Origin of the sequence: Saccharopolyspora rhizosphaerae (genome assembly GCF_003931915.1) — a bacterium.
GTDB classification, from domain to species: Bacteria; Actinomycetota; Actinomycetes; order Mycobacteriales; family Pseudonocardiaceae; genus Saccharopolyspora; species Saccharopolyspora rhizosphaerae.
The window spans coordinates 461,410-473,392 of the sequence record NZ_RSAA01000015.1 but is presented as its reverse complement, the minus strand read 5'-3'; the positions used below and the strand labels follow the sequence as shown (position 1 = coordinate 473,392).

General features: G+C 70.8%; 12 protein-coding genes. 4 read left to right on the top strand and 8 right to left on the bottom strand.

What is annotated here, in order from left to right; translation table 11 throughout:
- Window positions 1–33 precede the first annotated feature (33 nt).
- Both EIL87_RS17120 and EIL87_RS17115 read right to left on the bottom strand, forming a co-directional pair.
- Window positions 34–897: a fumarylacetoacetate hydrolase family protein gene (locus tag EIL87_RS17120; RefSeq protein WP_125091520.1), complete on the bottom strand. Its 864-nt coding sequence runs from the start codon at window positions 895–897 to the stop codon at window positions 34–36.
- A 70-nt stretch (window positions 898–967) separates the two neighbouring features.
- Entirely contained in the window at window positions 968–1,426 is a 459-nt protein-coding gene (locus EIL87_RS17115; RefSeq protein ID WP_125091519.1) for a MarR family winged helix-turn-helix transcriptional regulator, read from the bottom strand.
- Between the two features lie 71 nt (window positions 1,427–1,497).
- Between EIL87_RS17115 and EIL87_RS17110 the strand changes: the two genes are divergently transcribed.
- On the top strand, window positions 1,498–2,265 hold the full coding sequence (locus tag EIL87_RS17110) for a dioxygenase family protein (protein ID WP_199740451.1): 768 nt from the start codon (window positions 1,498–1,500) through the stop codon (window positions 2,263–2,265).
- 389 nt (window positions 2,266–2,654) lie between these two features.
- On the opposite strand, the gene EIL87_RS17105 is transcribed toward EIL87_RS17110, so the two are convergent.
- The 4 genes from EIL87_RS17105 to EIL87_RS17090 form a co-directional block, all read right to left on the bottom strand.
- Window positions 2,655–3,434, bottom strand: a complete 780-nt coding sequence (locus EIL87_RS17105; RefSeq protein WP_125091518.1) for an IclR family transcriptional regulator — start codon at window positions 3,432–3,434, stop codon at window positions 2,655–2,657.
- Window positions 3,435–3,655: 221 nt separating this feature from the next.
- On the bottom strand, window positions 3,656–4,444 hold the full coding sequence (locus EIL87_RS17100) for a S1 family peptidase (protein WP_125091517.1): 789 nt from the start codon (window positions 4,442–4,444) through the stop codon (window positions 3,656–3,658).
- A gap of 784 nt (window positions 4,445–5,228) precedes the next feature.
- On the bottom strand, window positions 5,229–5,888 hold the full coding sequence (locus tag EIL87_RS17095) for a response regulator (RefSeq protein ID WP_125091516.1): 660 nt from the start codon (window positions 5,886–5,888) through the stop codon (window positions 5,229–5,231).
- Window positions 5,881–7,128 (bottom strand): sensor histidine kinase, encoded by a 1,248-nt coding sequence (locus EIL87_RS17090; RefSeq protein WP_125091515.1) that lies wholly within the window; start codon window positions 7,126–7,128, stop codon window positions 5,881–5,883. The genes EIL87_RS17095 and EIL87_RS17090 overlap by 8 nt, the downstream gene beginning before the upstream one ends.
- Before the next feature lie 192 nt (window positions 7,129–7,320).
- On the opposite strand from EIL87_RS17090, the gene EIL87_RS17085 reads away from it, so the two are divergent.
- From EIL87_RS17085 to EIL87_RS17075, 3 genes are all read left to right on the top strand, one after another.
- Window positions 7,321–8,820: a glycosyltransferase family 39 protein gene (locus EIL87_RS17085; protein ID WP_125091514.1), complete on the top strand. Its 1,500-nt coding sequence runs from the start codon at window positions 7,321–7,323 to the stop codon at window positions 8,818–8,820.
- A 64-nt stretch (window positions 8,821–8,884) separates the two neighbouring features.
- Window positions 8,885–9,379 carry a PH domain-containing protein gene (locus tag EIL87_RS17080; RefSeq protein ID WP_125091513.1) on the top strand — a complete coding sequence of 165 codons (495 nt, stop codon included), beginning with the start codon at window positions 8,885–8,887 and terminating at the stop codon, window positions 9,377–9,379.
- Window positions 9,376–10,902 (top strand): PH domain-containing protein, encoded by a 1,527-nt coding sequence (locus tag EIL87_RS17075; RefSeq protein WP_125091512.1) that lies wholly within the window; start codon window positions 9,376–9,378, stop codon window positions 10,900–10,902. Before EIL87_RS17080 ends, EIL87_RS17075 begins: the two co-directional genes overlap by 4 nt.
- 21 nt (window positions 10,903–10,923) lie before the next feature.
- Here EIL87_RS17075 and EIL87_RS17070 read toward each other — a convergent pair whose 3' ends face one another.
- Complete coding sequence (locus tag EIL87_RS17070; RefSeq protein WP_125091511.1) at window positions 10,924–11,118, bottom strand: DUF397 domain-containing protein; 195 nt, start codon at window positions 11,116–11,118, stop codon at window positions 10,924–10,926.
- Window positions 11,119–11,967 (bottom strand): helix-turn-helix domain-containing protein, encoded by an 849-nt coding sequence (locus EIL87_RS17065; protein WP_125091510.1) that lies wholly within the window; start codon window positions 11,965–11,967, stop codon window positions 11,119–11,121. It lies immediately after the preceding gene.
- Between the last annotated feature and the right edge of the window lie 16 nt (window positions 11,968–11,983).

Sequence of the window (11,983 nt, the reverse complement as noted above, 5' to 3'; positions counted from 1 at the left end):
TTTCACGTTTAGGTTGGTACGAACGGCTCAGCCTCAGGCCGACTTCAGGGCGCTGCGCTGACGACCGAGACCGTCGATCTCCAACTCCACCACGTCACCCGGGGCCAGGTACGGGAACCGGCCGGACATCGCCACGCCTTCCGGGGTACCGGTGATGACCAGGTCGCCGGGCTCCAGGGTCAGGTACTGCGAGAGGTGGCGGACGACCTCGCCCACGCTGAAGATCATGTCCGCGGTGCTGGAGTCCTGCCGCGGTTCGCCGTTGACCCAGCTGCGCAGCCGCAACGCCTGCGGGTCGGAGACCTCGTCGGCGGGCACGAACCAGGGTCCGACCGGAGCGAACGTCGGCGCGCACTTGCCCTTCGACCACTGGCCGCCGGACTGGTCCTTCTGGAACGCGCGCTCGGAAACGTCGTCGGCCAGCACGTAACCGGCCACGTGCGCCAGGGCTTGCTCGGCGCTGTCGAGGTAGCTCGCGCGCTGCCCGATGACCACGCCGAGCTCGACCTCCCAGTCGACCTGCTCGGCACCGCGCGGGACCAGCACGTCGTCGTGGGGACCGATGACCGTGTTGGGGTGCTTGAAGAACAGGATCGGGACTTCCGGTGGCGCGGAGCCGGATTCGGCCGCGTGGGCCGCGTAGTTCTGCCCGATGCACAGCACCGCCATCGGCCGCGCGATCGGCGCGCCCACCCGCATCCCGGTGCCGTCGGCCGGGTCGTCGACCGCGGGGAGCGCACCCGCGGCGAGCGCCGCGCGGGTGCGCGCGACCCCGTCACCGGAGAGGAACGCGCCGTCGACGTCGCCGGTCAGCGGGCTCAGGTCGAACAACCGCCCCTGGTCGTCGAGCACGTGCGGGCGCTCCTCGGAGAACGACCCCAGCCTCAGAAACCTCATCACCGACTCCGCTTCGCCCATTTGAAGACAGTTCAAGCGAGCGAAATCCGATCAGCGCGGACGGGTGGCGTCAAGACCCGCGCAGCTTGCGGGTGACCACGCCCAACGCGTCGGTGAGCGCGCGCAGCTGATCACGGTCGAGGACGTCGATGAGGTGCTCGCGGACCAGCTCGACGTGCCCTGGTGCCACCTGCTCGAGCTTGCGGCGACCGTCCTCGGTCAAGCGGGCGATCACGCCCCGGTCGTCGGTGTCGCAGGTCCGCCGGCTCACGAGACCGGCCTTCTCCAGCTGCGTGACCTGGTAGGTCAAGCCGCTCTTGGAGGTCACCACGAGCTCGGCGAGCTCGGACATGCGGACTTCGCCCCCTGGCGCGGCCGAGAGCCGGACCAGGATCTCGTACTGCGGGTGGGACAACCCCGCCTGCTCTTTGAGCTGCTGCTCGACGCGGCGGTTCACCAGGTTGCCCGCCTCGACGAAGGCGTTCCAGGCGGCCATCTCCTCGGCATCGAGCCAGCGCGGTTCGGTCACCCCTCCATCCTAGCTTGTTCAAATTCGAACTTTGAGCTACGGTTGGTTCAAATTCGAACTAGGAGGTTGCGATGACCTCGCGCATGCCCGCCCTGTACCTCAGCCACGGCGCCCCACCGCTGGCCGACGACGAACTCTGGCCCGGTGAGCTCGCCGCCTGGTCCGCCGACCTGCCCCGGCCCACGGCGATCCTGATCATCTCCGCGCACTGGGAGGAAGCACCCCTCGCGATCGGAGCGACCAGCACGGTTCCGCTGGTCTACGACTTCTGGGGCTTCCCCGACCGGTACTACGAGGTGCGCTACGCGGCTCCGGGCGCTCCGGCCCTGGCCACGCGGGTGCGCGCGCTGCTCGGAAACACCGAGACCCCGGTGGTCGACGTGCCGGAACGAGGCCTCGACCACGGCGCCTACGTGCCTCTCAAGGAGATGTACCCCGACGCCGACATCCCGGTGCTGCAGATCTCGATGCCCACGCTGGAGCCCGGGGCGCTGATGCGCCTCGGCCGATCCCTGCAGCCGCTGCGCGACGAAGGCGTGCTCATCGTGGGCAGCGGGTTCTTCACCCACAACCTCGCCGCCCTGCGGTCTTCCACCACGCCGAGCTGGTCGGTGGAGTTCGACGACTGGGGAGGCCGGGCGTTGTCCTCCGGCGACGTCGACGCCCTGCTCGACTTCGAGCACAAAGCCCCCGCCGGCCGACTGGCCCACCCGAGGACCGAGCACTTCGCGCCGCTGTTCGTCACCCTCGGCGCCGCCGGCGATGACCTGGACGCCCAGACCGTCCCGGTCGAAGGCTTCTGGTGGGGTCTCGCGAAGCGCTCCATCCAGTTCGGCTGACCAGCGAGAACCTCTTGCGGGGACGCTGCGGAGCCGCCGTACCAGGCCCCGGTGCGGCGAGGTCCTGTCGAACTTCTCGCGAAGTTCGAGGGCCGAAGATCCCCGTCGCATCGCGCGAAGTTCGACGGGGACTCAGCCTGCCCTCAAGGCTTGGCCGGCTACCGGAGGGCTCAGCCCAGCACCTGAGGAACTCAGCCCGGCACCCTTGGCGCTCGGCCCGGCACCGCGGAGCTCAGCCCAGCAGTGGGGCCGCCGCGGGTCCTTGAGCGGCTTTGCGGCCGTCGTCGGTTGACGACGGCACGCGGAGCTCCGAGGTCGCCGTGCCACATCAGACCGGCGCACGAAGCCGCTCGTGGTCTGCTGGCCGTCCTCGCCGTTCTCGGGGAGCTTCAGTGGCGGAGTTGGTGGTGGACGGCTTGGGCCGCTTCGGTGAGGGGGACTCGGGTCTCCTCGGTCCAGCGGGGGCCGCAGCGGGGCGTGGGGGCGGACACGGACATGCCTGCGATGACCTCGCCCGCGTGGTCCCTGATCGGCACCGCCACGCAGCGGCAGCCGATGATGTACTCCTCGTCGTCGGTCGCGCAGCCGTCGTGCCGGACCTGGTCGAGCTCGACGAGCAGGTCCGGCAGCTCGGTGATCGTGTGGTCGGTGAAGCGTTCGAGCTCCGCGTCCGCGTAGCGGGCGGCGACCTCGTCGTTGCTCAGGCCCGCCAGCAGCACCTTGCCGAGCGCGACGGAGTGGGCGGGCAGGCGCATCCCCACCGCCGAGACGAGCTTCATCGGCTGGGGCGATTCGGCGATGGCGATGTAGACGTTCTCGATGCCGTCGAGGCGCGACAGCTGCACGGTCTCCCCGGTCTCCTGCGCGAGCCGTTCCATCAGCGGCAGCGCGAGGCCGACGATGTCGCGGTGCCCGGTGTAGCCCTGCCCGACCGTCCAGGCCTTGAGGCCGAGCCCGTAGGTGCGGGTGGTCGGGTCGAACTCGGCGAAGCCGCGGTGCACGAGGGTGCCGAGCAGGCCGTGCACGCTGGACAACGGCAGGCGCAGCGTCTCGGCGATGTCGCTGAGCCGGTGCCGCCCCCGGGACAGCAGCTCCAGGATGATCAACGCCCGGTCTGCCGACTTCACCAGGTTGTGCCCGTGCGAGCTGGCCGCGTCCTCAGCCGTCACCCCTCGAATCCTCCTGCTCCTCGTCGTCCCTCCCCGCCCCGGACGGAACCTACCGAACAGTACAGCGAGCACGCGGTGACCGCGCGGGCCACCAGAGGAGGCGGGATCGGAGCAGCAGGAGACGGCGAAAGGCCGTGGACGGCGGGCGTCCACGGCCTTTCCTCCTCAGCGGAGCGGGCCCGGCCGAGGCCAGCGGGATGACAACCCCGGCCGGTCGCTCGTCAGGAGTTGATCTGCTCGGTGATCACGTCGTTGTAGGCGCCGACGCGGGCGTAGACGCCCGGGAAGCCGGCCTGCGCGCAGCCCTGGCCCCAGGACACGACGCCGATCAGACGACCGCCGGCGACCATCGGACCGCCCGAGTCGCCCTGGCAGGAGTCGACACCGCCTTCCGGCAGACCGGCGCAGACCATCGACTCGTTGCTGTACTCCGGGTACGCCTGCGAGCAGGTCTCGTCGGAGCTCACCGGCACGGCCGCCTTCTGCAGGTGGTCGGACTGCTGGCCGCCCTCCGAGGTGTTGCCCCAGCCGAGGATGGTGGCCTCGGTGTCGGGGGCGTAGCTCGGGTCGTCGGCGGTGGCGAGCTCGATGGGCGCTTCCTGCACCGGGGCGCCGAGGGTCAGCACGGAGACGTCGAAGCCCTTGGTGGCGTCGGTGTACTCCGGGTGGATCCAGACGTCCGTGACGTCGGAGACCGTGCCCTCGCTGGAGCTCATGGTGGTGCGGCCGCTGACCACCTTGATGTCGGCGGCCTGCTGGCCGTCGGTGCAGTGCGCGGCGGTGAGGACCTTGTTCTCGGCCACCAGCGAGCCGCCGCAGAACTGCTGACCGTCCGGAGTGGTCAGCGCGACGGTGAACGGGTGGTCCGCGATGTTGGCGTCCTGCCCGCCGACGATGAACGGGTTGACGTCGGCCGGAGCCGCCTGGGCCACGGAAGCCGAGGTCAGCGCTGCAACGGCGACAACGGCACCACCGGCGAACCGGGCGAGGCGACGTGGGGCATCGACCATCGTGAGATCTCCTTGTCCGAAGGACTTGCCACGCGAACTCCAGCCGAAGGCCTGCCTTCCCCCAACCGGCTCCCCGCAGCAACTTGATCGAACAGTAACCGGACGGAGAACAACCGCGAAAGGGAAGGATTTTGCCGCTTTTCCCCATTGAGCCGCAGGTCACGAGGGGTCGAGGAGGCTGAGGAAATCAACCGTCCGGCGACAATTGCTCACCCGGGAACACCACGCCTGAAGCCGATTCGAGATCGGCGGAAGCGAAAGCCGGTCCTCTGAGGAGTGCGCACCGGAGAGCGTTCCGACGAGCCGAGTCCGGCGGACGTGCGGGAGGACGTGCGGGGAGAGAAAGGTGCCCTCGGCGCACCCCGATTGCGCCGAGGGCACCCTCGTTGCGGCCGGACCCCTCCGACCGGTGCGCCATCGATCCCCGAACCGACGGCGCTGACGCGTTCCCGGCCCCGACAACCGCGCGGAACGCGTCACTTATGGTGTACCGATCTTGGGTGGAATATTCCAGAGCCAATCGGCGGACCTCACTCGATTGATCGTTGAACCTGATGGAGGAGTCCACCCGGTCGGCCTAGTGCTCTGGTGGATCGCTCGCCCTGCCTGGCGGTGCTGGTAGCCGGGATCTCCGGAAGTGAAGAGCGCAGCGGCTCCGTGAACGCCGTGCGCCGCTCCTCGAGCATCCGTGCACGCGGCGTTCGGCGTGCTCGCCCACGAAGCCGCTCAGAACCCGCGGCAGCGCCCGCTGAACCCCCACACCTGGAGCACGCCTGGCGTGCCGTCAGCGGGGTACCAGGCCCGCGTCGTAAGCGAGCAGGCCTGCTTGCAGGCGGTTCTCGCACTCGAGCTTGACCAGCATCCGCGAGACGTAGGACTTCACGGTCGCTTCCGAGAGGTGCAGGCGGGCGGCGATCTGCGCGTTGGACATCCCGCGGCCGAGGCAGGTGAGCACGTCGACCTCCCGCTCGGTGAGCTCGCGGGTCAGCCGGACCGCCCGCTCGCGCGCGGGCTGCTCGCCGCCGGTGGCCGCCAGCAACCGGCGCTTGGCCTCCTCGGAGAGCACGGTGTGCCCGTCGGCGGCGACCCGCACCAGGCCGATGAGCTCGTGCGGGGGCGTGGACTTCACGAGGAACCCGACCGCACCGGCGCGCAGGGCGCGCAGCACGTACTTGTCGGCGTCGAAGGTCGTCAGCGCGACCACGGCCGGGGCGTCGGGCATGCCGCAGATCCGCTCGGTGGCGGTGAGGCCGTCCACGCCCGGCATCCGCAAGTCCATGAGCACGACGTCGGGCCGGTGCCGGACCACCGATTCGACGGCGGCAGCACCGTCCTGGGCGTCGTCGACGACGTCGATGTCGGGCGCGGAGCCCAGGATGGTGCGCAGGTGGGCGCAGACCATCGGTTCGTCGTCGACGACGAGAACCCGGATCGTCTCAGGCATCGGCGCTCTCCTCGGTGGGCACGTACCCGGGAAGCATGGCCTCGACCTCGAACCCGCCGCCGTCGGTCGGCCCGGCGCGGAAGGTGCCGCCGACGAGCTCGACGCGCTGCTGCAGCCCGAGCAGTCCGACTCCCCCACCGCTGCCGGAGAGTTCGGACGAGGGCCCCGACCCTGCTGTGTTGCGGACGCCGACGCGCACGCGGTCGTCGCTGTGCAGCACGCGAACGTGCACCTCGGCTCCGGGCGCGTGCTTGTGCGCGTTGGTCAAGCCTTCCTGCACCACGCGGTAGGCGGTCCTGCCGACCGCCGGGGTGACCTGGCCCGGGTCTCCGTCCATGGTGAACTCCACGCGCATGCCCACCGCTTCGGACTGGGCGATGAGCTCGCGGAAGTCGGGCACGTCGCTCGGCGGGCCCGCACCGGGTCCCTGCTGCTCCTCGTCGCGGCGGCGCAGCACGCCGACGAGGTCGCGCAGCTCGGCGAGCGCTTCGCCGCCGCTGGCGCGCAGCTCCTCGGCCGCCCGGTGCACCGCCGGGTCGTCGCTGATCACGCCGAGCGCCCCCGCCTGCAGCACCATCAGGTTGACCCGGTGGGTGACGACGTCGTGCATCTCCGCGGCCAGCCGGGCGCGCTCCTCGGCGCGCGCCTGCTCGGCCAGCAGTTCGCGCTCGCGCTCGGCGCGCTCGGCGCGCTCCCGCAGCGCCTCGACCAGCCGGGTGCGCGCACCTGCGTAGAGGCCGAGCACCGCCGGGAAGATCGTCCACGCCGCACCCGTCACCACCGCGTCACCGCTCGGTTCGGCCCACACGCGCAGGCTCACGACCGTCACGACGGCGATCAGCGCCCACACGAGGGAGCGCCGACCTCGGTCGTACACCAACGCGGCGTAGATCACCCACGGCGTGATGCCGGGCACCCACGGGTCGGTGGAGACGTTGATCCGCATCAGCGGTCCGGGCCCGAAGGTGATCAGCAGCGCCTGCGCGACGGAGAGCAGCGCGATCGCCCACAGCAGCACCACCGGGTACCGGCGGCGCGCGAGCAGCGCGACACCCAGCACGGCGTCGACGACGTCGCTGAACCACAGACCGCCGATCCAGTCGTAGGTGCCGGGCGGCACGTCCGTCGGGTAGAACTGCGAGAGCACGCGCGCGAACACGTGCAACCCGATCACCAGGCAGATGTCGAAGGCTGCCTCTCGCGGGGTGTTCCAGAGCAGCCGCCAGAGCGGTCGTGTCACCCGGTCCACGTTAGGTCCCGCTCCCCCAGGCCGCGTAGCGGAACCCCACGTCATGACATCGAGGTCTAGACGAAAGTTGCACCGCGCTCCGCCGGGCGCAACCTTCGTCCACCGCGTTCGCGACCTCTCGCCGTGCCGATCAAGCCCCGGCTGCGTGTTGACTGGTCCCGCAACCGATTCCTGGGGGAAGCCATGATCATCGACCCACCGAGGGCGCGCACCGCGCAACCCGTCGGGCCGCAGCACGCCCTCGCCAGGTGGCCCGTGCTGGCCGTGGCCGGAGTCCTGACCGCGGTGCACGCGATCGCGGGGCTGTTCGGGGACTACTGGATCGACGAGGTCTACATGCTCGCGGCCGGCCGGTTCCACCCGGACTGGGGCTACGCGGACCAACCACCCTTGGCGCCGCTCATCGCGGCGGCGATGGACCTCATCGCCCCGGACTCGATGTTCGTGCTGCGCCTCCCGGCCGCACTGGCCACCGGCGGCGCGGTCGTGCTGATCGCCCTGCTGGCCCGCGAACTGGGGGCAGACCGGCGGGCGCAGACCCTCGCGGCCTTCGCCGCGGCGACCGGGCTGTGGAGCAACCTGGTCGGGCACTGGGTGGCGCCCTACACCTTCGAACCGCTGCTGTGGACCGCGCTGCTGCTGCCGCTGGTGCGGTGGCTGCGGCAGCACTCGCAGGGTGTCGCCGACGACCGGTTGCTGCTGGTGTTCGGCGTGCTGCTGGGCGTCAACCTGCAGTTCAAGTTCCAGGTCGTGGCTCTCTGCGCGGCGCTGCTGGTCAGCGTCCTGGTGGTGGGCCCGCGAGCGGTGCTGACCCGGCCGAAGCTGTGGGCCGGTACCGGGATCGCGCTGCTGATCGCCGCGCCGACCCTGATCTGGCAGGCGGCCCACGGGTGGCCGCAGCTGGCGATGTCCGCGGTCGTGGCCGAGGAGTCGCCGATGCTCTCGGGTGGTCGCGCCGGGACAGCCGTGCAGCTGGTGCTCCACGCGGGTGTCCTCGGCGCCGCGCTCGTGCTGTCCGGGCTGTGGATGCTGCTGACCCGGTCCTGGTTGCGGCCGTACCGGATGCTCGGCCTCGCCATGGTGCTGCTGTGGGTCTTCTTCGTCGTCACCGCCGGACGTCCGTACTACCTGCTCGGCATGTACGGCGTGCCCATCGCGGCGGCGGTGGTCGGGCTGCAGCGGCGCAGGCTGGCCAGGCCGTCCCGCTGGGGGTGGGCGGCCTGGCCGGTCCACGCGGTGACGCTCGGACTGGCCGGGGTGCTCGCGTTCTCCGGTGCGGCGATCAACCAGGAGTTCTCGGCCGCGTTCACCAAGCTCGACGACGACCGGGTCAGCGACCGCATCGCCCGGGACGTCTCCGCCGCGTACCTCTCGCTCCCCGCCGAGCAGCGCTCCCGCACAGCGGTGGTCGGCGGCAGCTACATCTCGGCGGCGATGCTCGACGTCGGCAGCAGGCACCACCCGCTGCCCGAGGTGTTCAGCCCGCACCGCGGGTACGGCTACTTCGGACGGCCGTCCGACGACGTCGACACGATCGTCTACTACGGCAACGACGTCGAGGAGCTGCGACCGCACTTCACCGACATCCGGCCCGCGATCCCCGGTGAGGCGCTCAAGGGCTGGATCGCGACCGGCAAGACCCGGCCGTGGTCGGAGATCTGGCCGCAGCTGAAATCCCTGTAGAGGCACACGCACGACCCGGCGGTCCGACACAATCGTCGTCGATCGCTCACGAGAGGGGCATGAGATGTCCGATGCAGTGCGGCTCCGCCCGCCGCGCAACCGGGTGGAGAAGCGGGCGATCGGCTGGTGGACCGCCCAGGCGTCCTCGCTGGTGCTGCCGCCGGTGGTCGTGCTGGTGGCGCTGGGGGTCCTGATCCCGCCGGCCCGCTTCTGGCTGCTGCTCCCGGCGGCCGTGATCGCCGTGCTGGGGGCGGTCTACCTCGTGGTGATGCCGCAGTGGCGCTACCGGGTGCACCGCTGGGAGATCACCGACGACGCCGTCTACACGGCAGCGGGCTGGCTGCGGCAGGAGTGGCGGATCGCGCCGATGTCGCGGATCCAGACCGTCGACACCGTGCGCGGCCCGCTCCAGCAGCTGTTCGACCTCTCCAGCGTCACCGTCACCACCGCCTCGGCGGCCGGTCCACTGAGCATCGACGGGATGGACCGCGAGCAGGCGGCGGAGATCGTCGAGCAGCTCACCGCGACCACCCAAGCGACACCGGGAGATGCGACGTGAACGTCCTCGACGGGCAGTGGCAGCGCCTGGACCCGCGCTCGATCCCGGCGGCCGGAGTCGTCGTGGCGGCACCGGCGCTGGCCACGGTGCTCATCATGACCCTGGCCGGGGCCGGGGTGACGGCCGTGCTCATCACGGTGCTGATCGGTCTGGGTTCCGGCGTGCTCGTCGCCGGGGGCGCCACCTACCAGTGGGTGTTCTACCGGTACCGGGTCACCGAGGAGCGCTTCGAGCAGCGGCTCGGCGGGCTGGTCCGCAACCACCGGTCGATCCCGCGCGAACGCATCCGCACCGTGGACCTGACCGCGGCACCGCACGAGCGGCTGTTCGGGATCTCCACGGTGAAGATCAGCACCGGGGCCCAGGGCGACGAGGCCGCCATCAAGCTCCAGTCGATCAGCCGCGCGGACGCCGAAACCCTCCGGCACGCCATCCTCCTCGGCGGCCGGTCCACTGTGGAGGAGGAGGGTCGCTCTGACGACGGCGTGCTCAGCCGGCTCAAGCCGCAGTGGCTCGGGTACTCGGCGCTGACCGTGTCGCTGATGCTGGTGGTGTGGGGCGCGATCGGCTCGGCCTTCGGCTCCCTCGACGAGCTGCTGCGCAAGTGGGGTGTCTTCGAAGCTCTCGGCAGTGCCGTCGTCGCGATGGGCGTCGTGGCGTTCGTGCTGGTCGTGGTCGGCATCGCGCTGGTCGCCGGGATCGTCGGGGCGTTCCTGCTCTCGCTGGAGATGTGGTGGGGCTACCAGCTCACCCGCGAACCGGGCACGCTGCGGGTCAAGCGCGGTTTGCTGACCACCCGCTCGCTGTCGCTGGAGGAACGCCGGTTGCGCGGCATCGAGCTGTGCGAGCCGCTGCCGCTGCGGCTGGCAGGCGGGGCCCGGCTCGGCGCCGTGGCCACCGGACTGCAGGCGCAGAAGCAGGACAAGAAGCAGCCGGAGAGCAAGACCTTGCTGCCACCCGCTCCTCGCGGGGAGGCCAGGCGGGTCGCGGCCGCCGTGCTGCGCGAGCAGCCCTTCGACGTGCCGCTCCTGCCGCACCCGCGGGCGGCGCTGCGGCGCCGGATCGGCTGGGCGCTGTGGAGCGCGCTGGGAGTCGCCGCCGCGGTGTCGACCCCCGCGGTGCTCGGCTGGTTCCCGGTGGGCTTCGCGATGAGCTTGGCGGTGCTGGCGCTGCTGGCCGGACTGGGTTTCGCGGTCGACGCCTACCGCGGTCTCGGCCACGCGCTCGACGAGCGGTACCTTTTGGCGCGCAACGGAAGCGCGATGCGGCACACGGTCGCGCTGCAGCGCGAGAACATCATCGGCTGGCGGATCTCCCGCACGTTGTTCCAGCGTCGCGCCGACCTCGTCACCGTGGGCGCGACCACCGCGGCGGGCTCGAGCCTCTACCGGATCTACGACGTCCCCACCGGCGAGGGCCTGGCGCTGGCCGACGAAGCGGTGCCCGGCCTGCTCGCACCGTTCCTGGAGCGGGACGTCGAACCCGAGCGCGCGGGCGCTCGCGGGGAGCGCCCCCCGCACTGATGCTGCGCTCCCCTGGTGGCGTCATCCCTGGTCGAAACGACCCTGCTTGAGGTCGCCGACGAAGTCCCTCCACAGCTGCGAGGCGACCTCGAGCCGCCCCGCCCCCCGGTTCTTGGTGTCGCGCACACCCACGTGATCGGACCCGAAACCGACCTCGACGCACTGACCCTGCCCCTGCGAGCGGGAACTGGTGCGCCAGCCGGATATCTCCGCCATCTACAACTCCCCTATGCGCTGCTGGATGAAATCGACCGAACCCTCCGGGTCTACCGCATGCGCTCGCAGGTGGTCCATCATCCTGGCGTAGTTCGTCAGCTCGTTCTCGCGCTCCAAGTACAAACCCCCGACGTGGGTCTCCAGGTACACCACGTCCGGATCGATGTGGTTGGAGTAGCGCAGGATCACGAACGGACCGGCCTGCGCCGGATGCGCCCCGGCGTCCAGCGGCATCACCTGCAGCGTGACGTTCGGCAGTTCCCCCAGCTTGAGCATGTGCTCCAGCTGCCTGCGCAGCACGCCGTCACCGCCCACGCGGCGCCGCAGCGCCGCTTCGCCGACCACCGCCCACAGCTCGAGCGGGTCGTCGCCGGTGACCCGCTCCTGGCGCTGGATGCGCAGGTCCACGCGCCGCCCGATCTCCGCGTCGTTCGCGCGGATCAGCGTCGATCTGGTGATGGCGTAGGCGTATTCGCGCGTCTGCAGCAATCCGGGGATCGCCTCGGACTCGTAGGTGTGGATGCTCGAAGCCTCCGCCTCGAGCCCGACGTAGGTCTCGTACCACTCGGGCAGCACGTCGCTGTAGGAGTGCCACCAGCCGCGCTTGCGGGCGTCGCGAGCCAGGTTGATCAACTGCTCCCGCTCGGCGCTCTCCACCCCGTAGAAGTCCAGCAACGCCGACACGTCACCGACCGAGGGTGACCTCTTCGCGGTCTCGAACCGACCGATCTTCGCCTGCGTGCAACCGAGGTGGCTGGCCGCCTGCTGCTGGGTGACCTCCGACCTGGCGCGCAGCCGGCGCAGTTCGGCGGCCAGCCTCCGGCGACGCACCGTGGGACTGACTGTCATGCCCCCATCCTGCCCG

What these genes read in the sequence shown, in the direction of transcription:
- EIL87_RS17080 (WP_125091513.1), top strand. Translation starts at nt 8,885, where the DNA reads ATGTCCGATGCAGTGCGGCTCCGCCCGCCGCGCAACCGGGTGGAGAAG.
- EIL87_RS17085 (WP_125091514.1), top strand. Translation starts at nt 7,321, where the DNA reads ATGATCATCGACCCACCGAGGGCGCGCACCGCGCAACCCGTCGGGCCG.
- EIL87_RS17120 (WP_125091520.1), bottom strand. Translation starts at nt 897, where the DNA reads ATGAGGTTTCTGAGGCTGGGGTCGTTCTCCGAGGAGCGCCCGCACGTG.
- EIL87_RS17070 (WP_125091511.1), bottom strand. Translation starts at nt 11,118, where the DNA reads ATGGCGGAGATATCCGGCTGGCGCACCAGTTCCCGCTCGCAGGGGCAG.
- EIL87_RS17110 (WP_199740451.1), top strand. Translation starts at nt 1,498, where the DNA reads ATGACCTCGCGCATGCCCGCCCTGTACCTCAGCCACGGCGCCCCACCG.
- EIL87_RS17100 (WP_125091517.1), bottom strand. Translation starts at nt 4,444, where the DNA reads ATGGTCGATGCCCCACGTCGCCTCGCCCGGTTCGCCGGTGGTGCCGTT.
- EIL87_RS17065 (WP_125091510.1), bottom strand. Translation starts at nt 11,967, where the DNA reads ATGACAGTCAGTCCCACGGTGCGTCGCCGGAGGCTGGCCGCCGAACTG.
- EIL87_RS17095 (WP_125091516.1), bottom strand. Translation starts at nt 5,888, where the DNA reads ATGCCTGAGACGATCCGGGTTCTCGTCGTCGACGACGAACCGATGGTC.